The organism is Aeromonas sp. QDB34, from assembly GCF_027705405.1.
Taxonomy (GTDB): Bacteria; Pseudomonadota; Gammaproteobacteria; order Enterobacterales; family Aeromonadaceae; genus Aeromonas; species Aeromonas hydrophila.
The window spans coordinates 1-22561 of record NZ_JAPDBT010000003.1; the positions used below are offsets into that span (position 1 = coordinate 1).

General features: G+C 62.8%; 20 protein-coding genes. 19 read left to right on the top strand and 1 reads right to left on the bottom strand.

Annotation, left to right across the window (positions count from 1 at the left end; translation table 11 throughout):
- Nucleotides 1-114 precede the first annotated feature (114 nt).
- Together OKC29_RS05960 and OKC29_RS05965 are read left to right on the top strand one after the other, a co-directional pair.
- Nucleotides 115-3948, top strand: coding sequence for a C80 family cysteine peptidase (locus tag OKC29_RS05960; RefSeq protein ID WP_270669030.1), 3834 nt, complete (start codon nucleotides 115-117; stop codon nucleotides 3946-3948).
- Nucleotides 3949-4305: 357 nt separating this feature from the next.
- On the top strand, nucleotides 4306-4800 hold the full coding sequence (locus tag OKC29_RS05965; protein ID WP_073349469.1) for a GNAT family N-acetyltransferase: 495 nt from the start codon (nucleotides 4306-4308) through the stop codon (nucleotides 4798-4800).
- Nucleotides 4801-4900: 100 nt separating this feature from the next.
- On the opposite strand, the gene rimO is transcribed toward OKC29_RS05965, so the two are convergent.
- Entirely contained in the window at nucleotides 4901-6229 is a 1329-nt protein-coding gene (gene rimO, locus OKC29_RS05970) for a 30S ribosomal protein S12 methylthiotransferase RimO (RefSeq protein ID WP_073349471.1), read from the bottom strand.
- A gap of 270 nt (nucleotides 6230-6499) precedes the next feature.
- On the opposite strand from rimO, the gene OKC29_RS05975 reads away from it, so the two are divergent.
- From OKC29_RS05975 to flhB, 17 genes are all read left to right on the top strand, one after another.
- Nucleotides 6500-7591 carry an HD domain-containing phosphohydrolase gene (locus tag OKC29_RS05975; RefSeq protein ID WP_162275641.1) on the top strand — a complete coding sequence of 364 codons (1092 nt, stop codon included), beginning with the start codon at nucleotides 6500-6502 and terminating at the stop codon, nucleotides 7589-7591.
- A 228-nt stretch (nucleotides 7592-7819) separates the two neighbouring features.
- A complete protein-coding gene (befA, locus tag OKC29_RS05980) occupies nucleotides 7820-8596 on the top strand; it encodes a beta cell expansion factor BefA (protein ID WP_011705270.1) in 777 nt (258 codons plus the stop codon).
- A 202-nt stretch (nucleotides 8597-8798) separates the two neighbouring features.
- Complete coding sequence (gene fliE / locus OKC29_RS05985) at nucleotides 8799-9116, top strand: flagellar hook-basal body complex protein FliE (protein WP_011705271.1); 318 nt, start codon at nucleotides 8799-8801, stop codon at nucleotides 9114-9116.
- Between the two features lie 57 nt (nucleotides 9117-9173).
- On the top strand, nucleotides 9174-10886 hold the full coding sequence (gene fliF / locus OKC29_RS05990; RefSeq protein ID WP_016350050.1) for a flagellar basal-body MS-ring/collar protein FliF: 1713 nt from the start codon (nucleotides 9174-9176) through the stop codon (nucleotides 10884-10886).
- Nucleotides 10879-11940: a flagellar motor switch protein FliG gene (fliG, locus tag OKC29_RS05995; RefSeq protein WP_270669037.1), complete on the top strand. Its 1062-nt coding sequence runs from the start codon at nucleotides 10879-10881 to the stop codon at nucleotides 11938-11940. Before fliF ends, fliG begins: the two co-directional genes overlap by 8 nt.
- A gap of 64 nt (nucleotides 11941-12004) precedes the next feature.
- Nucleotides 12005-12811, top strand: a complete 807-nt coding sequence (fliH, locus tag OKC29_RS06000) for a flagellar assembly protein FliH (RefSeq protein ID WP_073349475.1) — start codon at nucleotides 12005-12007, stop codon at nucleotides 12809-12811.
- Nucleotides 12812-12883: 72 nt separating this feature from the next.
- Nucleotides 12884-14215 (top strand): flagellar protein export ATPase FliI, encoded by a 1332-nt coding sequence (gene fliI / locus OKC29_RS06005; protein WP_011705275.1) that lies wholly within the window; start codon nucleotides 12884-12886, stop codon nucleotides 14213-14215.
- A gap of 26 nt (nucleotides 14216-14241) precedes the next feature.
- Nucleotides 14242-14682: a flagellar export protein FliJ gene (gene fliJ, locus OKC29_RS06010; RefSeq protein WP_011705276.1), complete on the top strand. Its 441-nt coding sequence runs from the start codon at nucleotides 14242-14244 to the stop codon at nucleotides 14680-14682.
- A gap of 91 nt (nucleotides 14683-14773) precedes the next feature.
- Nucleotides 14774-16804: a flagellar hook-length control protein FliK gene (locus OKC29_RS06015; RefSeq protein ID WP_162275642.1), complete on the top strand. Its 2031-nt coding sequence runs from the start codon at nucleotides 14774-14776 to the stop codon at nucleotides 16802-16804.
- A 57-nt stretch (nucleotides 16805-16861) separates the two neighbouring features.
- On the top strand, nucleotides 16862-17380 hold the full coding sequence (gene fliL / locus OKC29_RS06020) for a flagellar basal body-associated protein FliL (protein WP_011705278.1): 519 nt from the start codon (nucleotides 16862-16864) through the stop codon (nucleotides 17378-17380).
- A 9-nt stretch (nucleotides 17381-17389) separates the two neighbouring features.
- Complete coding sequence (gene fliM / locus OKC29_RS06025) at nucleotides 17390-18460, top strand: flagellar motor switch protein FliM (RefSeq protein ID WP_011705279.1); 1071 nt, start codon at nucleotides 17390-17392, stop codon at nucleotides 18458-18460.
- A gap of 51 nt (nucleotides 18461-18511) precedes the next feature.
- Nucleotides 18512-18904, top strand: a complete 393-nt coding sequence (fliN, locus tag OKC29_RS06030) for a flagellar motor switch protein FliN (protein WP_073349477.1) — start codon at nucleotides 18512-18514, stop codon at nucleotides 18902-18904.
- A complete protein-coding gene (gene fliO, locus OKC29_RS06035; protein WP_005298795.1) occupies nucleotides 18901-19284 on the top strand; it encodes a flagellar biosynthetic protein FliO in 384 nt (127 codons plus the stop codon). Before fliN ends, fliO begins: the two co-directional genes overlap by 4 nt.
- Nucleotides 19271-20050 (top strand): flagellar type III secretion system pore protein FliP, encoded by a 780-nt coding sequence (fliP, locus tag OKC29_RS06040; RefSeq protein WP_016350054.1) that lies wholly within the window; start codon nucleotides 19271-19273, stop codon nucleotides 20048-20050. The genes fliO and fliP overlap by 14 nt, the downstream gene beginning before the upstream one ends.
- Before the next feature lie 27 nt (nucleotides 20051-20077).
- Nucleotides 20078-20347 (top strand): flagellar biosynthesis protein FliQ, encoded by a 270-nt coding sequence (fliQ, locus tag OKC29_RS06045; protein ID WP_011705282.1) that lies wholly within the window; start codon nucleotides 20078-20080, stop codon nucleotides 20345-20347.
- Between the two features lie 67 nt (nucleotides 20348-20414).
- Entirely contained in the window at nucleotides 20415-21206 is a 792-nt protein-coding gene (gene fliR, locus OKC29_RS06050; protein ID WP_073349479.1) for a flagellar biosynthetic protein FliR, read from the top strand.
- A 134-nt stretch (nucleotides 21207-21340) separates the two neighbouring features.
- Nucleotides 21341-22471, top strand: coding sequence for a flagellar biosynthesis protein FlhB (gene flhB, locus OKC29_RS06055; protein ID WP_016350055.1), 1131 nt, complete (start codon nucleotides 21341-21343; stop codon nucleotides 22469-22471).
- Nucleotides 22472-22561: the final 90 nt, after the last annotated feature.

Here is a 22561-nt window from a genome sequence, read left to right on the forward strand (position 1 = left end):
TCAGAAAGCCCCGAGTGTAGCGGTCACCTGGGGCTGGGGACGTTGTGACCTGATGGCTGATTTGGGCAACAACGCCGCAGCGATGTCAACGGCCTGCGGTTTGTCAATGAGCAGATGGATGCCCTCAAGACCCAGGGCGTGACCGTCATCGGCCTGGAGCATCTGCGTGGTGAGCTGGCGCAGCCGCTGATCGACCGTTATCTGGCGGGGGTGGAAATGTCTCCTGAGCTGGCGACCATGCTCAAGAGCAAGCACCTGGAGCCCTCCCTGTTCGAGCGGGCCCGGGAGCGGGGGATGCGGATCGTGGCGCTGGACGATGGCAGTACCGCCAGACCCGTCATCGGCGGGACCGAGCACGGCCTGATGTACCGGGCCGGGGCAGCCAACAATGTCGCCGTCGACGTACTGGGCAAGCTGCCAGCTGGTGAAAAATTCGTCGCCATCTACGGCAGTGCGCACCTGGCATCCCACAAGGGGATCGAAGGCTTCGTGCCCGGCATCACCCATCGCCTGGGGCTGCCGGCCCTGAAGGTGGATGCGGACAATCGCTTCCATCTGCAGGCGGATGATGTCAGTCAGCGGGTCGAGTACGCCGATGTCGCCAGGAAGTGGACGCCGCCGGCGGCGCTGGATGGCGCGGATCTGCCGGTTCGCAACCAGCGGGTCGAGCAGTGGCTGCGACCTGAGGTGGCGCCGGGCAGTGAAGGGAGCGAGACCCGCTTCACCAGCCAGATCATCATCCAGACCGAAGATGATCCGGTGGCCGCCAAGGCCGCGGCCAGCCTGGCTGGCAAGCACCCCGACCGCAGTCTGGTGGTACAGCTGGATGCGGATGGCAACTATCGGGTGGTGTATGGCGACCCTGCGCAACTGGCCGGCAATATCCGCTGGCAGGTGGTGGGGCATGGCCGTGATGCGGATGGGCAGAACAACAGCCGCCTCAGCGGCTACAGTGCCGACGAGCTGGCCGGGCATCTGCGTCGCCTGGGCGATCGTCTGCAGCAAGAGGCTGGCGTGACCACCAAACCGAGCCACATCAGTCTGGTGGGTTGCTCCCTGGTGAGCGACGACCTGCAGACCGGCTTTGCCCGCCGTTTCATCCAGGCGCTGGCTGGCGAAGGGATCCGTACCCAGGTATCGGCCCGCAGCAGTGAAGTGGCGGTCGATCAGGGCGGGCGCAAGCATACCCGCGATGAGGCGGATGTCTGGGCTCGCAAGGTGGCCGCCAACAAGGTGGTGCTGACCCTGGATGACGCCGGCGAACCAGTGGTGCACAACGAGCGGGTGCGCGGCGGTGTGGTCGAAGGGGATATCGTGCTGGCCAAGGTGGGCGAGGGTGAAAGCCGTGCCCGGGGCGCCATTGCCGACAACGACGAGACCTTCGTCGCACCCGACAAACAACGCCAGTCGGAAACGGCCTCGAGCCAGGCCGACAATGCGGTCAGCTACTCGGGCAACATCCAGGTCAACGTGGGGGATGGCGAGTTCACAGCCCTCAACTGGGGGACCACCAACCTGGGGGTCAAAGTGGGCACGGGCGGCATGAAGTCGCTGGCCTTCGGCGACAACAACGTCATGGTGCACATCGGGGATGGCGACAGCAAACACAGCGTCGACATCGCCGGCTACCGGGCGCTGGAAGGGGCCCAGCTGTTCGTGGGGCAACGCAACGTCAGTTTCAACCTGGGGCGCAGCAACGATCTCATCGTGATGCTGGAAAAATCCATCCCCACTCCGCCGCTGGTCAACCCGTTTGGCGGGGCGGCTCGCATTGCCAGCGCCCTCCAGCAGATCGCCGGTGACGGTGCCAAGCCGGATTGGGTGGCCAGCCAGTGGGATCAGTGGACCCTGGCCGGTGCCAACAAGTTCGTGGCCGACATGGCCGGTCTGGATCAGACCAGCAGTGTCGAATACGGCTCGCTCACGCGTCTGGACAGCGACCATGAGCGCAGCAGCCGCGGGCTCAAGAGCGACCTGGAGGCAACCCTCAACAAGGAGTTCAACAAGCGGATCTCGGGCGGCGGTCAGGGCGAACAGGGGCCGTTGAGCCGGGCGGACAAGCTGCGCCAGGCCAACGAGAAGCTGGTCTTCAACTTCGCCGTGGCCGGTCAGGGGGCCGACATCCAGGTCACCACGGGCAACTGGAACTTCGTGTTCGGTGACAACATCCAGGCGATCCTGGACACCAACCTGGGCTCCCTGTTCGGGTTGATGACCCAGGAGTTCACCGCAAGCGGACAGGCGAAAACCACCTTTACCTTCACCCCGACCGATCTGCCGCGCCAGCTGCAGAACCGGTTGCTGGGGCGCCTGGCAGGGGTGGGGGCCGATACCACGCTGGCGGACATCTTCGGCGTGGATTACAACGCCCGTGGCCAGCTGGTGGCCCGGGATGGGGCGGCCATCGATGCGCCGGCCCTGTTGCAGGAGATGCTGGGTGTCATCGCCGAGTTTGGTGGCGAGCAGCTCAAGAGCCTGACCGATCCGGCCAAGTGGCTCGATCAGCTCAAGGCCGGACTGGATCTGGGGGAAGATGCCCTCAGCAGCTTTGCCCGCAGCCACGGTCTGCAGGATGAGGCACCCGAGGAGGCCAAGTCCGGTACCGTGACGGTGCAGCAGGGGAACGACGCCAAGCCGGCGACGCTGCCGGCCGCCACCGAGGAGCGGGCCTTCGGCTTCAATGCGCTGAGTCTGCCCAACCTGTTTGCCACCCTGTTCAACCGGGACAAGCAGGCGGAGGTGGTGGCGCTGGCCAGCAACCTCAAGCAGAACCTGACGGCCGATCTGCTCAACATGAAGGAGCAGACCTTCGACTTCCTGCGCAACAGTGGTCACCTGCAGGGGGATGGCGACATGCATGTCTCCCTTGGCAACTACAACTTCAACTGGGGGGGAGACGGCAAGGATCTGGGGGCCTACCTCGGCGACAACAACAACTTCTGGGGTGGCCGCGGGGACGATGTCTTCTACGCCACCGGGACTTCCAACATCTTCACCGGCGGTGCCGGTCAGGACACCGGGATCATGATGGGCCGGGAGAACATGATGTTCGGCGGGCAGGGTGACGATGTCGCCGTGCTGGCCGGCCGTGTCAACCGCGCCTTCATGGGGGAGGGCAACGATCAGGCCTTCATCTTCGGGGAAGAGGGCATAGTGGAAGGGGGCGACGGCCAGGATTATCTGGTGACCTCCGGCAACTACAACCAGATAGATGCCGGCGCGGATCAGGACTTCACGGTGACCATAGGCCATCACAACCAGGTCCGGCTCGGAGAGGGCGATGACTTTGCCATGGTGTTTGGCAATCACAACCGCCTGCTGGCCGAACATGGCAACAACCAGGTCAAGCTGATGGGCTATCACGCCACCATTCGGGGCGGTGACGGCCAGGATCGGTTGATCGCCGATCAGGTCGCCAAGTTCAGCCAGCTCGATGGCGGCGCCGGCGATGACCTGCTGGTGCTGGGCGGTTACCAGAACCAGTTCAGCGGTGGCACCGGCGTCGACAGCTTCGTGTTCAGTGGCGCCGTGATAGAGAATCTGGTACAGGACATCGGCAAGGAGGACTTCATCGTCTTCAACGATGTCAGCTGGCGGGATCTCTGGTTCAAGCGCAGCGGCTACGATCTGCAACTGCTGGTCAACCGTCACACCGACGGTACCAGCGAGCAGGGCAAGTTCGAGCAGTTGGGCAGTGCCACCTTCAGCAACTACTTCGCCGACAATCGGGCCCAGCTGGTGATCGGGCTTGGCGAGCAGCAGGCTGACGGCGAGCGCAGCTACAGTGCGCTCTCCCATCAGGCGGTGGACAAGCTGATCCAGGCCATGAGCAGCTTCGCCCCCGAAGCGGGTGACATGGGCCTGCTCAACCGGCTCGACAGCCAGGCCAACAGCCTGGTGCAGTCGGCCTGGGGTGATGTGATCCAGGGCAAGGGCCGGGTCGCCTGAGCGACCTGACTCCCATCCCGTTAGGTAAAAACCTGCTCTTCGGAGCAGGTTTTTTTATGGGAAAACGGTGGGTATGAGCCTACTTGGCGGTGCGTGACGACGGGAAAGCGCGCCTTGGCTACCGGCTCCTTAGTGCCGCCTGCTCGTCGCCCATCACAGGCTCTGCCAATGGCTGGGTCTGCGCCTGCCTTTTCAGGCATGGCCAGCTTCCACTCCCCGGCTGGTTATGATATCCATTCGGTAACCTGGTTTTGGTAAGCGGGCCCAGGCGATGAACCGCAAGCCTGACTCGAGGCGTTATCTCGCCCTGTTCATCCTTCCCCTGCTGGTCAGGGGTCATAGGCAAAAGAGGATTTTATGGAGTTGGTGTTACTGGCGGATGCGCCCTCTGCCGCAGGCGTGGTTGCTTCATGGTATTTTGACGAATGGTGCCGCGACACTGGTCGCTGCACGCAAGAGCAGGTACTGGCCAAGGTCACGGCGGCCACCCAGGTCGACCGGGCTCCGCTGATGGTGCTGGCCCGCCAGGCCGGTGAATGGGTGGGGGCTGCCGAGCTCAAGATCCGCGAAATGGCGATGTTTCCCGAGTACGAGCATTGGTTGGGTGGGGTCTATGTGGTTGAAAAAGCGCGCGGGCAGGGGGTCGCTTCCTTGCTGGTAACAGAGATCCTCAGCCGTGCCCGCAGGGCGGGGATCAGCAAGCTCTACTTGCAAACCGAGAACCTGACCGGTGGCGTTTATTGCCGTCATGGTTTCCAGGCCCTTGAGGAGGTCCATTATAAAGGCCTTCATGTGCTGGTGATGGTGGCGGATACCGGCATCCCGTCCTCGTCAGAAAAGGTGGTCCAGTGATGCTTGATACTGCTGTTCTGCCTGTATAGCCAGTTCGCACAATCAATAAAAAAGCCAGTCAGGGTCACTGACTGGCTTTTTTGTTGGCGCTTGTCGGGGATCAGTCGATGAGGCTGGCCCACAGATCGTACTCGTCCGCTTCATCGATGCGGACCTTGACCATGTCGCCGGGCTTGAGGCCGGTTTCACCATTCAGGTAGACCAGGCCGTCGATCTCGGGGGCATCGGCGGCGGAGCGGCCGGTGGCACCCTCTTCGTCCACCTCGTCGATCAGCACCAGCATCTCCTTGCCAACCTTGCGGGCGAGCTTGCGGATGGAGACCTGCTGCTGCAGCTCCATGAAGCGCTGGAAGCGCTCTTCCTGCACTTCTGCCGTCACCGGATCCGGCAGCTCGTTGGCCTTGGCACCTTCGACCGGGCTGTATTTGAAGCAGCCGACCCGATCCAGCTCCGCCTTGTCGATGAAGTCCAGCAGCATCTGGAACTCTTCTTCGGTTTCGCCTGGGAAGCCGACGATGAAGGTGGAACGCAGGGTGATCTCGGGGCAGATCTCGCGCCACTTCTGGATCCGCTCCAGGGTGCGCTCGACCGTGCCCGGGCGCTTCATCAGCTTGAGGATGCGCGGGCTGGCGTGTTGCAGCGGGATGTCGAGGTAGGGCAGTACCTTGCCGTCGCGCATCAGCGGGATGACGTCATCAACGTGCGGGTACGGGTAGACGTAGTGCAGGCGAACCCACATGCCGAGCTTGGCCAGCTCTTCGCACAGGGCCACCATGCTGGTCTTGACCGGCATGCCGTCGTAGAAACCGGTGCGGTGCTTGACGTCCACGCCGTAGGCGGAGGTGTCCTGGGAGATCACCAGGATCTCCTTCACGCCGGCCTCTTTCAGGCGCTTGGCTTCGGCCAGTACCTCGCCGATGGGGCGGCTCACCAGATCCCCGCGCATGGAGGGGATGATGCAGAAGGTGCAGCGGTGGTTGCAGCCTTCGGAAATCTTCAGATAGGCGTAGTGGCGGGGGGTCAGCTTGACGCCCTGGGCCGGCACCAGGCTGGTGAAGGGGTTGTGGGTCGGTTTTTCCACGTATTTGTGCACGTGGCCCAGCACCTCTTCATAGGCGTGGGGACCGGTGATCTCGAGCACCTTGGGGTGGATCTCGCGGATCTGGTTCTCTTTGGCACCGAGGCAGCCGGTGACGATCACCTTGCCGTTTTCGGCCAGGGCCTCGCCGATGGCTTCCAGGGACTCCTGTACCGCGCTGTCGATGAAGCCGCAGGTGTTGACCACCACCACTTCCGCATCGTCATAGCTGGGCACCACGTCGTACCCTTCGGTACGCAGCTGGGTCAGGATGCGCTCGGAATCGACCAGATTTTTGGGGCAACCCAAGGAGACGAATCCTACTTTGGGGGCCTGTTTTGTGTTGGACATCGCTCAATCACTCTTAGGTGGCTCTAGTTTTAGGGCGCGGATTTTACCGGAATGGCTAACCAAAAACTATACAGCCGGCACGGCGGAATCGAACAATATCTCCGGCGAGGCAGGATTGTGCCAAGGCAGGTCCGTTTTGAACCGATACGGGCCGATGGAGGCACCCTTGCTCCGTCAGCTCGCCGGCTGTTGAGTTTCAACTCAATTTTGCGAGAGCGGGAAGACGGGTGTCACTATACTCCCTGCAGGCAGACTGGAAGGAAGGACGGGATGGACAGCTCATTTGGCGAGAGAATGCAGAACGTGCACGCCACGCTCAGGCAGCGGTTTGACAAGTTGAGCCGGGTGGCCATCGCGATTTATGACCAGCACACGGACAGGCTCAAGACCTTTGCCCACAGCACCGAGGGAAGCTCCCCGCTGGTGCAGTACGAGGTCAAGCTGAGCGAGGTCCCCTCCCTGCGCTATCTGGCCGAGCATAAACAGCCCCGCGTGCTCGACACGCTGGACTCGCTGCTGGGCTCCCCCTCCGAGCACAGCCGCAAGCTGCTGGCGGCCGGTTACGAGTCCAGCTACACCGAGCCGCTGTTGTTCAACAGCAAGCTGTTCGGTTTTCTGTTTTGCGATGCCAGGGAGCCTGGCTACTTCGACCCCACCATCCGCGGCGAACTGGCGGCATACGCCCAGATCCTGGCGGCCATCATCGCAGTGGAATTTTTCTCGATTCAGACCCTGAGCGGCGCGCTTACCACGGCGCGGGAGTTCAGCCGCTACCGGGATGAAGAGACCGCCAATCACCTGCACCGGATGTCGGCCTATTCACGGCTCATCGCCCGCGCCGTGGCCACCCGTTATCCCTTGAGCGACGAGGAGGTGGAGTTCATCTATCTCTTCTCCGAGCTGCACGACATCGGCAAGATTGCGGTGCCCGACGCCATCTTGCTCAAACCCGGCAAGCTGACGCCAGAGGAGTACGGGGTGATGAAGATCCACCCGCTCAAGGGGCGGGAGATGATCGCCCTGATGATCAGCGAGTTTGGTCTCGACGGCATTCATCACACCGACATGCTCAAGAACATCATCGCCTATCACCACGAGCGCTTCGACGGGCAGGGTTATCCGGAGGGGTTGGCGGGGGAGGCAATCCCGCTGGAGGCCCGCATCGTCGCGGTGGCTGACGTGTTCGATGCGCTCACCAGCGAGCGACCCTACAAGCAGGCCTGGACGTTCGAAGCGGCCTTTGCCTACCTCGAAACCCACGCCGGCAGCCAGTTCGACCCCGCCTGCGTCGCGGCGGCGCTGTGCAACAAGGAGGCGTTTCGCGTCATCCATCAGCAATACCGAGAGCCCGCCGCCAGCTAGGCTGCGGGCCTGGTGTCATGACTTGCCCTACCTCGTTTTGCCCTGTTGCGACTCTGCCCGAGATAGCGTGAGAGCTGCGGCGGGCTCTGCCCCCTCGAGGCCGTCAAGCGGATGGAGCCCATCATGACGAGCGTCACTGATTGACCCGCTTCGTGCCCTTGGGCTTATCCGGCTTAGGCCAGATCTGCTACTGTGACCATCAACTCATCACAAAGGGTGGAGCACAGCATGAAGATTCGATTCCTGGTGATAGCAACGACCATGGCGCTGGCGTCGGCCCCCAGCCTGGCTGACTGGGCCAAGGTGAAGGCGGCCGCGAGCGAGCTCGGCAGCGCGGTGAGCGACACCAGCAAGGAGGCCTGGCAGAGCGTCACCGACTTCTCCAAGGCGACCTGGGCATCGGTTTCCCAGTGGGGTTCGGAGGCGTTCAACACCGCCGGTGCCTGGACCGACAAGAGCGTGGCGACCGGCAAGGAGTGGCTGACGGTGGCCGACAAGAAGCTCGACGAGATGCTCGAGCCCAAGACGGCCGACGAAGCGCGGCTTGCCCTCGACACCATGGCCGACACCGCCCTGGTGCGGTTGTTCAACCAGCAACCCTCAGCCAAGCTGTTGTTTGACAAGGCCTATGGCTATGCGGTGTTCGACTCGCGCAAGTTCTCCCTGATGCTGCACACCAACCAGGGGGCCGGGGTGGCGGTCAACCGCACCAGCGGCAAGCACACCTACATGAAGATGTTCGGTGCCGGGCTTGCGGCCGGGCTCGGTGGCAAGTTCTACCAGCAGGTGATCCTGTTTGAAGACAAGGCCAGGTTCGATGCCTTCGTCAGCCAGGGCTGGGAGGCCACCTCCGAGATGGGGGCCGTGGCGGGCAAAGAGAGCGCCGAGCTCAGCGCCAAGTACAACGGTGGCATGGCCATCTACCAGATCGGCGAGAAAGGCTTGCTGCTCGATGCCAACATCTCTGGCTCCAAGTACTGGGTGGACAAGGATCTGACCCGCTAGTCACCCGCTTTCCGGCCTTTTCCGTCGGCCCGCATCTTGCTGGCTGACGGGAAGGCCTGCTACTTGGCAAATAATCTGCCCTCGCATCGCCTGTTACGGGCTGCTTACCCCCTCCCATCCCGCTTGCCTTGTGGTTTTCTACTTGTTGGCACCCTAATTGCTTACACCCTGACAGCGTCAATGATTTGTCTGGGGATGGAATATGGAAATAAGTGCAAGCAGCCTGATGCAAGAGATGCAGGCTCTCAAGGTCGAAGCCGGCGCCACGCCGCTGACCCAGCCCGGCCGCCAGGTCACGTCCGACTTTGGCCAGTTGCTGCAACAGGCCCTTGGCAACGTCAACGAGTTGCAGGGGGCCGCCAACGATCTGCGTACCCGTTTCGATATGGGCGACAACTCGGTTGACTTGTCCCAGGTGATGATCGCCGGGCAGAAATCCTCCATCGCCTTCGAGGCGACGGTGCAGGTACGCAACAAGATGGTCGATGCCTACAAGACCATCATGAACATGCCGGTATAAGCGCGCTCACCATGGCAACTGAACATCATGAACATGTCAGCAATAAGGACATAAATCGTGGCTAATGACCAAAACGGCGAACTGCTGATGAACGATGAGGGCAGTGCCGCCCTCGATGAGAATGAGCAGAAGAGTTCAGCACTCGGCTTTCTGTCCAACACGGATGTGCTGCGTCAGATCACCCTGATCCTGGGGTTGGCCATCTGTCTGGCGATCGCCGTTTTCATCCTGCTGTGGGGCAAGGAGCCGGACATGCGGCCCCTTGGCACCTACACCACCCAGGAGCTGGTCAAGACCCTCGACTACCTCGATCAGCAGAAGATCCCCTATCAGGTGGATGGCAAAAGCGTGCTGGTCAGTGCCGAGAACTACTCCAGCATCCGGCTGGCGCTGACCCGTGCCGGCCTGGCCAACGCCACCGACACCACCAGTGACGGGGAAGACATCCTGCTCAAGGATTCCAGCTTCGGCGTCAGCCAGCGCATGGAGAGCGAGCGCCTCAAGCTGAGCCGCGAGCGCCAGCTGGCCAGCGCCATCGAGCAGTTCCAGAACGTGGCCAAGGCCCAGGTGCTGCTGGCCATCCCGAAAGACAACGTGTTTGCCCGCAACGAACGCAAACCCAGCGCGACCGTGGTGCTGAGCCTCAAGGGCAATGCCCTCGGTCAGGGGGAAGTGGACTCCATCGTCGACATGGTCGCCTCCGCGGTGCACGGTCTGGAGCCGACTCGCGTCACCGTGACCGACCAGAACGGCCGCCTGCTCAACTCAGGCTCCCAGGATCCCGTCTCTGCCCAGACTCGCAAGGAGTTTGCGATGCAGCAGAAGCAGGAGCTGGAATACAAACAAAAAATTGACGCCATCCTGATCCCGGTGCTCGGCGCCGACAATTATACGGCGGAGGTCGATCTCTCCCTCGACTTCTCCCAGCAGGAGCAGACCCGCAAGACCTACAACCCGGACTTGCCGGCGGTGCGCTCCGAAATGACCATGGAAGAGAACAGCGCCAACGGCAGCAACGGCGGCGTGCCCGGCGCCCTCTCCAACCAGCCGCCTGCCGCCTCCAACATTCCGCAGCAGGCAACCGGCCCCAATGCCGAAACGACCGCCTCCTCTTCCGGCCGCTCCCGCAAGGAGGCGACCCGCAACTTCGAACTGGATACCACCGTCAGCCATATCCGGCGCCAGATGGGTGGCATTCGCCGCATGACCGTCTCGGTGGCGGTGGATTACAAGGCGTCTACCGCTGCCGATGGCAAGGTGACCCGCGAGCCCCGTACCCAGCCCGAACTCGATACCCTGCGCCGTCTGCTGAGCGGTGGCCTTGGCTTTGATGTGACCCGTGGTGATACTCTGGAGGTGGTCGCCATCCCGTTCAACCGGCCCGAGCTCGAAAGCGTGGCCGAAGCGCCGCTCTACGAGCAGCCCTGGTTCTGGCGTGCGGTGCGCATTGCCGCCTCCGTGCTGGTCATCATAGTGTTGATCGTCACCGTGGTGCGGCCCATGCTCAAGCGCCTGCTCTATCCGGATGCCAAGCCGGAAGGGGAACTGGACTTCGACAACCACACCGTCTTGGGTGGGGATGACGAGCTCAGTCTGCTGGCGGCTCAGGCTGAATCCGAGCCGGTGTTCGGGGTACGTGACGGCCATCTGAAACTGCCGGATCTGCACCGTGACGAGGACTTGCTCAAGGCGGTACGTGCGCTGGTGGCGAACGAACCGGATCTGGCCGCACAGGTCATTAAAGAATGGGTAGCGAACAAAGATGGCTGACGAAAACAAGACACAGGTCACCGGCAATGACATCACCGACAGTCAGCGCCAGATCCTGGATCAGATGAGCGGGATGGAGATGGCGGCGGTATTGATGCTGAGCCTCAACGAAGAGGATGCCGCCCAGATCTTCCGCCATCTTGAGCCCAAGCAGGTGCAGCGGCTCGGCATGTCGATGGCCTCCATGTCGGATTTCAGTCACGACCGGGTGGCGGCGGTCCACCGTCAATTCATCGACGACATCCAGAAGTACACCAACATCGGTATCGGCAGCGAAGATTTCGTGCGCAAGGCGCTGGTGGCTGCCCTTGGCGAAGACAAGGCGAGCAATCTGGTGGACCAGATCATCCTGGGGTCAGGTGCCCGTGGCCTCGACTCGCTCAAGTGGATGGATGCCCGCCAGGTGGCCAGCATCATCCAGAACGAACACCCGCAGATCCAGACCATCGTCCTTTCGTATCTGGAGCCGGAACAGTCGGCCGAGATCCTGAGCCAGTTCCCGGAACAGGTGCGCCTCGATCTGGTGATGCGTATCGCCAACCTGGAAGAGGTGCAACCGGCGGCGCTGCAAGAGCTCAACGACATCATGGAGAAACAGTTCGCCGGTGCGGCGGGTGCCCAGGCAGCCAAGATGGGCGGCCTGAAGGCGGCAGCCAACATCATGAACTATCTCGACACCAACATCGAAGGCCAGCTGATGGACTCCATCCGCGAGTCGGACGAGGAGATGAGCCAGCAGATCCAGGATTTGATGTTCGTGTTCGAAAACCTCATCGATGTGGACGATCGCGGCATCCAGACCATGCTGCGGGAAGTGCCGGGCGATCTGCTGCAACGGGCGCTCAAGGGCTCCGACGATCAGATGCGCGAGAAGGTATTCAAGAACATGTCCAAGCGGGCCGCCGACATGCTGGCGGACGATCTGGAGGCCATGGGGCCGATCCGGGTATCCGAAGTGGAAGCCGCCCAGAAAGAGATCCTCTCCATCGCCCGCCGTCTGGCGGATGCCGGCGAGATCATGCTGGGTGCCGGTGGCGGCGAGGAGTTCCTCTGATGAGCGGTCACGTCGGCGTGAATAGCAGAGCGGGCAGCGTTATGGCGAGGAGTGCGGCAGGCAGATGAACAACAACAAGCTGCGCGGTTATGTCAGACCCGACGGGGATGAGAGCCAGGTCCAGACCTGGGGCTGGCCCGAGATGGAGGTCGAGGCCGAAGTCGAGACCAATGCCCTCGGGCTGACGCCGGACTGGTATCGGCAGGAAGAAGAGGTCCCGGTCGAAGAACCGGTGGAGGAGCCGGCCCCCAGCATCACTGCCGAGGAGCTCGAAGCAATTCGCCAGGCCGCCTGGGAAGAGGGCATGGCCGAGGGGCGTGAAGCCGGTTACGCCAAGGGGCTTGAGGAGGGCAAGCTGGAAGGCTTGCAGCAGGGCCATGCCGCCGGGCTGGAGCAGGGCAAGGAGGAGGGGTTGGCCCTCGGTCGCGAGCTGGTGGATCAGCAGATGAGCCACTGGCAGGGACTGATCGATCGCCTCGCCAACCCGCTCAAGGAGCTGGACGGTGCGGTAGAGCAGCAGCTCATCGCTCTGGTGCTGCAGTTGGCCCGCGCGCTCATCCGTCACGAGGCCGAAACCTCGCCCCGGCTGTTGCTCGAAGCGCTCAAGCAGGGGCTGGCGCTGTTGCCGGCCGCCGAACTGGGGGTCACCCTGATGCTGCACCCGGACGATCTGGCCCGGGTCGAGCAGGCGTTCGGCGCCGAGGAGTGCGCCAAGCGCCACTGGCGGCTGCAAAGCGATCCCACCCTCTCCCCTGGCGATCTGCAACTGGCCACCGAACTCTCCAGCATCGATCTGACCCTCGCGGGGCGCATCGATCAGCTGCTGCGCAACTTCCTGCGCGACAATGCATCGCAGGATGCCCGCAGCTAAGGGCGTGCGGGCCGCCAGGGTGCGGCCCGTCAGCTTTCTCTACCCATTCAACGTCATATCTCAGGAGGCCGGATGAGCGGCTCGTTACTCAATCGGTTGCAAGGGTATCGGGTACGCGATATCGCCCCCAAACCGCCGGTGGCCGGCAAGCTGACCCGGGTGGTGGGGCTGACCCTCGAAGCCATCGGCTGTCGTGCCGCCATCGGGGCGCTCTGTCGCATCGATACCCAGGATGGCTCGCTGGAGGCCGAAGTGGTCGGTTTCTCCGGCGATCGGCTGTTTCTGATGCCGAGCGAGCAGCTCAAGGGGGTTATTCCGGGCGCCCGGGTGGTGCCCATCACCGAGGAGCACGGCATCCCGGTCGGCATGAACCTGCTGGGGCGGGTCATCGACGGCATCGGCCAGCCGCTGGACGGGCTCGGCCCCATCCTCTCTTCCCAGACGGTGCAGTTTGCCCAGCACCGCATCAACCCGCTCTCCCGCCGCCCCATCCATCAGCCGATGGACGTGGGGGTGCGCGCCATCAACGCCGTGCTGACCGTGGGGCAGGGCCAGCGGATGGGGCTGTTCGCCGGCTCCGGTGTCGGCAAATCCGTGCTGCTCGGCATGATGACCCGTGGCTCGGTGGCTGACGTGGTGGTAGTGGGGCTCATCGGCGAACGGGGCCGCGAGGTGAAGGAGTTCATCGAGGAGATCCTGGGGGAGGAGGGGCGTGCCCGCTCCGTGGTGGTGGCGGCGCCGGCCGACGCCTCGCCGCTGATGCGGCTCAAGGGGTGTGAGACGGCGCTGGCCATCGCCGAGTATTTCCGCGATCAGGGGCTCAACGTATTGCTGCTGATGGACTCGCTCACCCGTTACGCCCAGGCCCAGCGCGAAATCGCCCTGGCAGTGGGCGAGCCGCCGGCCACCAAGGGCTATCCGCCCTCGGTGTTCGCCAAATTGCCGGCACTGGTGGAGCGGGCCGGCAACGGCAGCGACGGCCAGGGCTCGATCACGGCATTCTTCACCGTGCTGACGGAAGGGGACGATCTGCAGGATCCCATCGCCGATGCGGCGCGGGCCATCCTCGATGGCCACATAGTGTTGTCGCGCGAGCTGGCCGATGCGGGCCACTACCCGGCCATCGACATCGAAAAGTCCATCAGCCGGGTAATGCCCATGGTGACCTCGCCGGAACACATGGAGCTGGCGCGCACCCTCAAGCAGTTCTACTCCCTCTACCAGCAGAACCGGGATCTCATCACCATCGGTGCCTACAGCCAGGGCTCCGACCCCCGCATCGACCGCGCCATCATCCAGAAACCCTATCTGGATCAGTTCTTGCAGCAGGGCATGCGCGAGGTCATTCACTACGATGCGGGCCTGCAGGCCCTGCAGCTGGTGGCCATGCCGCTGATGCGTTGACGAGAAGATAAGAGGGAGGCGTGCCCATGAGTAAAGGCTTGGTAATGTTGTCGGAGCGGCTGGTGGAGGCCGAACAGCAGGCGGCGCTGGCGTTGGCCAAGGCCCAGCAGGATTTGAAGATCTTCATGGAGCAGCAGGACGCGCTCAACCAGTACCGCCAGATCTACCACCAGCAGTGGACCGACCGCGGCCTGCAGGGCATAGGTGCCCAGCAGAACAGCCAGTATCACGCCTTCATCAACAAGCTCGAGCAGGCGGCCACCCAGCAGTACGAAGGGGTGCTGCAGGTACGCCAGGCGCTGGAACTGCGTCGCGAGGAGTGGCTGGCCGCCCAGCAGCGGCGCAAGGCGGTGGAGTTGCTGCTGGCCAAGCAAGCGGGACGCGAGCAGCAGAAAGCCCAGCGCCAGGAGCAGAAGATGCTGGACGAGTACGCCATGCTGCGCCGTTTCCACCATTCTGGCCTGTAACTTGCTTTCTTCTTGCCATCCCGTGTGCGCCTCACTTCCCCCGGGGAGCTGAGGATAAACCCGAAGCCGAATGTCGCCAGGAATCTTCACCATGATGCAGACACTGTTAACCAATTCTCCCGCCGCGCCGACCGCTGCCGCTGCCGACAAGAGCGCTGTGCTGACGGCGAGCCAGGATGGCGGTGAAGGGGCCCTGCAGAGCGACGGCAAGGTCGGCTTTTCCGAGGTGATGAACCGGGTGCAGCAGGCAGGCAAGGTCAATGCCAAAGGCGACGGCAAGGTTGCCAACGCTGGTGGCAAGGCCCCCAACGCTGATAGCAAGGTTCCGGCGCGGCCCGGCGCTGAGCAGGGAAGCGCGGGTGCATTGGAGGGCAACAAGCCGGTGCCGACCGCCAAGGGTGAGGCTGCCAAATCTTTGGCGAATGAGGCTGAAGAGGCCGCTGGCGCTGACGACAAACCACAGAAGGGGAGTGAGCCCGACCCCGCTCTCGCTCCCAACGATTTCTTGCAGCGTCTGCAGGATGCCCTGAAACAGGACACCTCCCTGGTCGCCCCGCCGGCCATCAATCTGGTCGCCACGGCGCCCGTCGTCGAGACGGACGGCAAGATGTTGCCGCACAAAGACGCGGACGCCGAGTCGGCCGAGGCATCGGCCACCCTCACCCAGCCGCTCGCCGGCAGCGGCGACAAACCGGGGGCGACGACCAGTGCCGCCGCGTTGGCCCGCCAGGCTGCCAGCTTGCTCACGGGCGAAACCAGTGTGCCGGTTGATGCGAAAGCCGCGCAGCCGGATGCCGTCGTGACGGATGATGCCGCCCTGGCGGCTCAGCTGCAGGGAGCCGGGAAAGAGAGCGGTGGCAAGGAGAGCGGTGCCGGCGGCGCCAATGCCGACCAACCTGCCGATAACAATGGCAAAGAGACCAAGGGGAGCAAAAGCGAGCTCTCCGCCGCCGAGCGGGCGGCCTTGCTGAGCAAGGTACCCGCCGCCGCGTTAAGCGAACAGGGTGAGAATGACACCAGGATCCAGCTGGAAGGCGCCGACAAGGGGGCCAAACCTGTAGTGCCGCCCATGGCGGGCAAGGAAGAGCCGGTAAAAACCGCTCCGCTGCAGGCCACCCACCAGGCCGTGGCCACTCAACCTGGCGCCGCCAGAGCGTTTGAAGAGGGGGTGACTCGCACCGATGGCGGCTCGAGCAGCGCCGCTGCTGACAAGGCACCGACGCAGACCACCGCCGAGGGGGATGGGCAGTCCAAGCCGGTAGCCGCCAAGGCCGAGGGCCAGCCTGCTCCTGCCGCCAGCAGCGGCGCACCGGCGCCGGCCACCGCACCCGCCAGCGAACCCGTGCTGGTGGCACCGCAACAGGTGCTCGCCAGCAGTGAGCCACAGGGCCCGCAAGCGTCCCTGGCCAGCCTGTCAGCCGGGCTCAAGCAGATGGAAGCCACCGAGCGTAGCGACGCGCCCAGGGCCCGCAGCGAGGTGAAAGTCGACGTGAAGCAGAAGGTGGCAGAGCTGGCTCGTGGCGGTGCCCAGGAGAGCAACGAGACGACCACCACCCCGGAGAGCAGCCGCAGCCAGCAGGTCCAGCAGAACAGCCAGCCCCAGGCGGTGGGTCATGACAACCGGCCGGCGGCCACCGAAGCGGCCGCGCGGCGCGAGCCCGCCAACCTGCCCCACCTCAAGCTGGCCGATCCGGAGGCGCCGGCCCAGTTGCATCAGAAGGTCAACCTGATGTTGGCGGACAAGCTGCAGCAGGCGGAGATCCAGCTCGATCCCCTCGGCCTTGGCAAGATGAAGATCCAGATCCAGATGGGGGCAGACAGCCAGGCCAACGTCCATTTCGTGGTGCAGCACGGCCAGACCCGGGAAATGCTGGAGCAGGCCATGCCCCGGCTGCGTGATATGCTGGCCGGACAGGGCATCCAGCTGGGCCAGACCCTGGTGCAACAACAGCCGCAGCAGCAGTCACAGGGCCAGTCGGCGTTTGCCGGTCAAGGCCAGCAAGGCCAAAAAGGCAGCGGATCTTTTGCCGAAACAGGCCAAACTGAGGCAGAGGTCACGGGCGCCGGCATGCGTTTGTCGACGGAATCGACAAACGACAGCGGAATTGATTTCTATGCTTGATGCCAGCCCGAGTAAGTTTATGATATCGAACAAGTTTGAGACTAGGGTGGACAAGGGATGGCAGACGATAACGAACTGACGCTGAAAGATCCGGCGGCAGGCAAGAAAAAGAAGCTGATCATGATTATCGCCCTGGCCGTGATTGTGCTGGGTGGCGGCGGGGCCGGCGCCTGGTTCATGCTGTCCGGCGGTGACAAACCGGCGGCCGAGGCCGCGGGAGAAGGCAAGGATGCCAAGCCCAAAGAGGCGGCGCCTCAGCCTTCGCTCTACGTGGGCATGCCGCGCCCCTTCGTGTTCAACGTCTCCGGTGGTCAGCGTGACCGGCTGGTGCAGATCAAGATCCAGCTGATGGTGCGCGGCACCGCTGACGAGACACTGGCCAAGCAGAATATCCCCCTCATCGAAGGCACCCTGCTGCGGGTCTTCAGTGCGGCCACCAGCGAGCAGCTGATGACCTTCGAGGGCAAGGAGAAGCTGCGCAAGGATTCACTGGAAGAGTGCCGTCGGGTGCTCAATGACCTGGTCTCTTCCCCCGTTATCGAACAAGTGCTGTTTACCGGCTTTGTCATGCAATAAGGGTGAAGCGTGAGCGATCTGTTAAGTCAGGACGAAATTGATGCCCTCTTGCATGGGGTCGATGATGTCGAAGAGGAAGAGATAGGCGCAGCGGGGGATCCCGGCGTCGCCCAGTTCGACTTCTCCTCCCAGGACCGCATCGTCCGTGGTCGCATGCCGACCCTGGAGCTGGTGAACGAGCGTTTCGCCCGCCACATGCGGATCAGCCTGTTCAACATGATGCGCCGCACCGCCGAGGTCTCCATCAACGGCGTGCAGATGCTCAAGTTCGGCGAGTACGTGCACACCCTGTTCGTGCCGACCAGCCTCAACATGGTGCGTTTCCGTCCGCTCAAGGGGACGGCGCTCATCACCATGGAGGCGCGGCTGGTCTTCATCTTGGTGGAGAACTTTTTCGGTGGCGACGGCCGCTACCACGCCAAGATCGAGGGACGCGAGTTCACCCCCACCGAGCGGCGCATTATCCAGATGCTGCTCAAGCTGGTGTTCGAGGACTACAAGGACGCCTGGGCGCCGGTGATGGACGTGGGCTTCGAGTACCTCGACTCCGAGGTGAACCCGGCCATGGCCAACATCGTCAGCCCCACCGAGGTGATCGTGGTCAGCTCGTTCCATATCGAGCTGGATGGCGGTGGCGGCGACTTCCACGTGGCCATGCCCTACTCGATGCTGGAGCCTATCCGCGAGCTGCTGGACGCTGGCGTGCAGAGCGACAAGGGTGACACCGACGTGCGCTGGAGCAAGGCGCTGCGCGACGAGATCATGGACGTCAAGGTGGAGCTGCGGGCCAAGTTGCTGGAGACCGAGCTCACCCTGCGCGAGCTGATGGAGCTGCAGCCCGGCGACATCATCCCGGTGGAGATGCCGGAGAACCTGCTGGTATTCGTGGAGGACTTGCCCACCTTCCATGCCAAGATGGGGCGGACCAAGGACAATGTGGCGCTCAAGATCACCGACAAACTCAAGCGCCCGGAAGGGGTCAAGACCGAGATGCATCTGGTGACCCGGGGCGGTGTACGCATCGATGGCGAGGCCGAGCTGGAAGAGCTCGAGCGCAGCATCGAAGATCAACAACGATAAACGGCGATCTGCGCTGGCAGGCCGTCAAGAAAGCAGCATAAGGAATTCAAGATGAGCGAAACTGATGAAGAGGATCTGATGGCGGACGCCTGGGCTGCCGCGCTGGAAGAGCAGGTGACTGCCGAAGCCAAGCCCGCTCCCCTCGAAGAGCTCAAGGATGATGCCCCCATCAGTGCCGAGGAGCGGCGCAAGCTGGATACCATTCTGGATATTCCGGTGACCATCGCCATGGAGGTGGGCCGCAGCCAGATCAGCATCCGCAATCTGCTGCAGCTCAATCAGGGCTCGGTGGTGGAGCTGGATCGGGTGGCGGGCGAGCCGCTGGACGTACTGGTCAACGGCACTTTGATCGCCCACGGCGAGGTGGTGGTGGTGAACGACAAGTTCGGCATCCGGCTGACTGACGTCATCAGTCAAATCGAAAGGATCAAGAAACTCAAATGATCCGTCTCTTCCCGCTGTGGCTGCTTTCCCTCCCCGCACTGGCCGAACCCGGTGCGGGCGCCAATCCGCCCAGCCTTACCTCCTGGCTGCTCTCCAGCCTGATGGTCATCGGCCTCATCCTGGTGCTCGGTTTTTTGCTCAAGAAGAGCAAGATTGCCACCGCCATGGGGGGCGGCCAGATGCGGGTCATCGCCAGCCTGCCGGTGGGCTACAAGGAGAAGCTGCTGGTGGTCAAGGTGGGCGAACAGCAGCTGCTGCTCGGGGTGACGCCGCAGCAGGTCAACTTTCTCTATCGCCTGGAAGAGCCGCTGGACGAGAGCCAGCCCCAGGCGTTTTCCCAGCAGCTTGGCAAATTGATGGGCAAGCATGAAAAAAGCTAACGGCTCACGGCCGCACGGTGGGCTGCTGGTCGGCCTGTTATCCCTCCTGATCCTCTGCTCGCCGCTGGCGCTGGCCCAGGACGGCATGTCGGCAGTCACCATCAAGACCATGGCGGACGGCAGCCAGGAATACAGCTTGACCCTGCAGGTGCTGGCGCTGATGACGGCGCTCTCCTTCCTGCCGGCCATGGTCATCATGATGACCTCGTTTACCCGCATCATCATAGTGCTCGGTATCCTGCGCCAGGCCATCGGCCTGCAGCAGAGCCCCTCCAACCAGGTGTTGATCGGCATCGCCCTGTTCATGTCGTTCTTCATCATGTCGCCGGTGCTGGATCGTATCAACAACGAGGCACTGCAGCCCTATCTGGCCGAGACCATCCAGGCCAAGGAGGCGCTTGAGAAGGCCGAACTGCCCATCCACCAGTTCATGCTGGCCCAGACCCGGATCAAGGATCTCAACACCTTCATGGAGATAGCGAACGTGCAGGTGGACAAGCCCGCCGACGTGCCGCTGCGGGTGCTGATCCCGGCGTTTGTCACCAGCGAGCTCAAGACCGCGTTCCAGATAGGCTTCATGCTGTTTCTGCCGTTCCTGGTGATAGACCTGGTGGTGGCCAGTATCCTGATGGCGATGGGGATGATGATGTTGTCGCCGATGCTGGTCTCCCTGCCATTCAAGCTGATGTTGTTCGTCATGGTGGATGGCTGGAACCTGATCCTGGGATCCCTGGCCAACAGCTTCGGGCTGGGCGCCGGTGGTTAAGGGTGAGCAACGCAAGGAGCGAACGGCATGAGTCCTGAAACCTTTATCGACGTGTTTCGCGAGGCGCTCTGGCTGGTCACCATCATGGTGTGTGCCGTGATCTTGCCGAGCCTCTGCGTTGGCTTGCTGGTGGCCATCTTCCAGGCGGCCACCTCCATCAACGAACAGACCTTGAGCTTTTTGCCCCGTCTCATCGTCACCCTGTTTGCACTGGGGGCGGGGGCGCACTGGGGCTTGCAGAGTCTGATGGACTTCTTCCTGCTGATGGTGAGCCAAATTCCGGAGGTGGTGGGATGAGGGGCCCGCTCGAGCAGAGCGGCCTTCTGCGCCCGTTGCCGGCCTCGATGGCCCGCAAGGTGCCGGGATGACCTATACAACCGCTCTCATCATGGAGTGGTTGTCTTCCATCGTCTGGCCGTTGGCGCGGGTGAGCGGGCTGCTGATGGTGATGGCGGTGTTTGGCAGCCGCCTGACGCCGGCTCGCGTGCGCATCAGCCTGGCGCTGGCGCTGACCCTGATGATTGCCCCTTTGCTCCCCCCCATGCCCAAGATCGAGCTGTTCTCGGTCGGCAGTTTTCTGGTACTGGGCCAGCAGTTGCTCATCGGGGTCGCGCTCGGCCTCATGACCCAGTTCCTGATGGAGAGCTTCGTGATGGCCGGCCAGATCATCGCCATGCAGACCAGCTTGGGTTTCGCCACTCTGGTGGATCCCATGAACGGCCAGTCGGCGCCGGTGGTGGGCCAGTTCTACCTGATGCTGGCGACCCTGGTGTTTCTGGCGGTGGATGGTCACCTCATCATGCTGCGCATGGTGGTGCTGAGCTTTGATACCCTGCCGGTGTCAGACAGCGGCCTCAGCCTGCCCTCCATTCGGGATCTGATCGGTTTTCTCGGGGTCATGTATCAGGCCTCGCTGGTGATGGCACTCTCCGCCATCGTCGCCCTGCTGCTCATCAACTTTGCCTTTGGCGTCATGACCCGTGCCGCTCCCCAGCTCAACATCTTCAGCATCGGCTTTGCGGTCAGCATGATGTCGGGCCTGCTGATCCTCTGGCTCACCATCGGTGGCTTCCTCGGCCATTTCGACAGCATGTGGGAGCGGGTGCAGGAGACCAGCTGCACCCTCATCGGCACCCAGTGCCAGGGGGGCCAGTAAGATGCCGGCGGCAGGCTGGGGGCTCCATTGCGCGGGGCGGACCGTCTGGGTTTGCCCTGTTGGCTTCGTGCTACTGAACAACGGCGCTCCGGCGGGTTTGATGCCTGATTGCCTCGACCTGTGCGGGGGTCAGCATGGCTGATACCGATCAGGAACGTACCGAACAACCCACGGGCAAACGACTGCAACAAGCCCGGGAAAAAGGGCAGATTGCACGATCCAAGGAGCTGGGTACCGCCAGCGTCCTGCTGGCGGCCGTGTTTGGCCTGCTGATGGTCAAGGAGAGCCTGGCCGGCGCCATGGTCAAGGTGCTCACCATGGGCTTCACCCTGGATCGGGAGCAGGCGTTCGATCCCAATGCCATGATGACCATGTTGCCGGCCCTGCTGCGCGAGTTGCTGCACCCCCTCGGTCTGCTGTTCATGCTGGTGGCCATCGCCGCCTTCGTCGGCAACACCTTGATGGGGGGCATGAACTTCTCCTCCGAGGCCATGCTGCCCAAATGGAGCAAGCTGAGCCCGCTCAACGGCATCAAACGGATGTTCGGGGTGCAATCCCTGGTCGAGCTGGTCAAGTCCATCGCCAAGGTGGTGTTCATCTCCCTGTTCGCCTGGTGGATGCTCTCCAGCCAGTTCAACCACCTGCTCAATCTCTCCCTCGAGGGCTACCCGGGTGGCATCATAGACGCGCTGGATCTGCTGCTGTGGATGCTGATCATCCTCTGCTGCGCCCTCATTCCCATCGTGGCCATCGACGTGCCGTTCCAGCAGTGGAACCACATGCGCCAGCTCAAGATGACCAAGCAGGAGGTCAAGGACGAATTCAAGGACAGCGAAGGCAAACCCGAGGTGAAGGGGCGGATCCGCCGTCTGCAGATGGAGATGGCGATGCGCCGCATGATGGGGGATGTGCCCAAGGCGGACGTGGTGATCACCAACCCGACGCACTACTCGGTGGCGCTCAAGTACGATACTGCCAAGCCGGGCAGCGCGCCCAAGGTCGTGGCCAAGGGCACCGATGAAATCGCGATGAAGATCAGAGAGATAGCCAGGGAGTACGAGATCCCGGTGATGCCGTCTCCGGCGTTGACCCGCGCCATCTACCACGCCACCGAGATTGGTCACGAGATCCCGGAAGGGCTGTTTGCCGCCGTGGCCCAGGTGCTGGCCTATGTCTATCAGCTCAAGAAGTTCCGTCGTGGCCGTGGTCGCCGTCCCAATCCGCTGGCCAAGGATCTGCCCATTCCAACCGAATTCCGCAAATGACAAACTTCTGACACAGTCAAAATAAAATCATTGTATTTCAATATCTTGTATTTTTGGCTTGATGTTTGCTTTAATCTGGCATCAGCGGTT

Bases quoted from the DNA above. Each gene is read 5' to 3' on its own strand.
- OKC29_RS05960 (WP_270669030.1), top strand. From the start codon at position 115: ATGGATGCCCTCAAGACCCAGGGCGTGACCGTCATCGGCCTGGAGCAT.
- OKC29_RS05975 (WP_162275641.1), top strand. From the start codon at position 6,500: ATGGACAGCTCATTTGGCGAGAGAATGCAGAACGTGCACGCCACGCTC.
- fliI (WP_011705275.1), top strand. From the start codon at position 12,884: ATGAGCGGCTCGTTACTCAATCGGTTGCAAGGGTATCGGGTACGCGAT.
- OKC29_RS05965 (WP_073349469.1), top strand. From the start codon at position 4,306: ATGGAGTTGGTGTTACTGGCGGATGCGCCCTCTGCCGCAGGCGTGGTT.
- befA (WP_011705270.1), top strand. From the start codon at position 7,820: ATGAAGATTCGATTCCTGGTGATAGCAACGACCATGGCGCTGGCGTCG.
- fliQ (WP_011705282.1), top strand. From the start codon at position 20,078: ATGAGTCCTGAAACCTTTATCGACGTGTTTCGCGAGGCGCTCTGGCTG.
- fliG (WP_270669037.1), top strand. From the start codon at position 10,879: ATGGCTGACGAAAACAAGACACAGGTCACCGGCAATGACATCACCGAC.
- rimO (WP_073349471.1), bottom strand. From the start codon at position 6,229: ATGTCCAACACAAAACAGGCCCCCAAAGTAGGATTCGTCTCCTTGGGT.
- fliP (WP_016350054.1), top strand. From the start codon at position 19,271: ATGAAAAAAGCTAACGGCTCACGGCCGCACGGTGGGCTGCTGGTCGGC.
- fliN (WP_073349477.1), top strand. From the start codon at position 18,512: ATGAGCGAAACTGATGAAGAGGATCTGATGGCGGACGCCTGGGCTGCC.
- fliL (WP_011705278.1), top strand. From the start codon at position 16,862: ATGGCAGACGATAACGAACTGACGCTGAAAGATCCGGCGGCAGGCAAG.
- fliH (WP_073349475.1), top strand. From the start codon at position 12,005: ATGAACAACAACAAGCTGCGCGGTTATGTCAGACCCGACGGGGATGAG.
- flhB (WP_016350055.1), top strand. From the start codon at position 21,341: ATGGCTGATACCGATCAGGAACGTACCGAACAACCCACGGGCAAACGA.
- fliE (WP_011705271.1), top strand. From the start codon at position 8,799: ATGGAAATAAGTGCAAGCAGCCTGATGCAAGAGATGCAGGCTCTCAAG.
- fliJ (WP_011705276.1), top strand. From the start codon at position 14,242: ATGAGTAAAGGCTTGGTAATGTTGTCGGAGCGGCTGGTGGAGGCCGAA.
- OKC29_RS06015 (WP_162275642.1), top strand. From the start codon at position 14,774: ATGATGCAGACACTGTTAACCAATTCTCCCGCCGCGCCGACCGCTGCC.
- fliO (WP_005298795.1), top strand. From the start codon at position 18,901: ATGATCCGTCTCTTCCCGCTGTGGCTGCTTTCCCTCCCCGCACTGGCC.
- fliR (WP_073349479.1), top strand. From the start codon at position 20,415: ATGACCTATACAACCGCTCTCATCATGGAGTGGTTGTCTTCCATCGTC.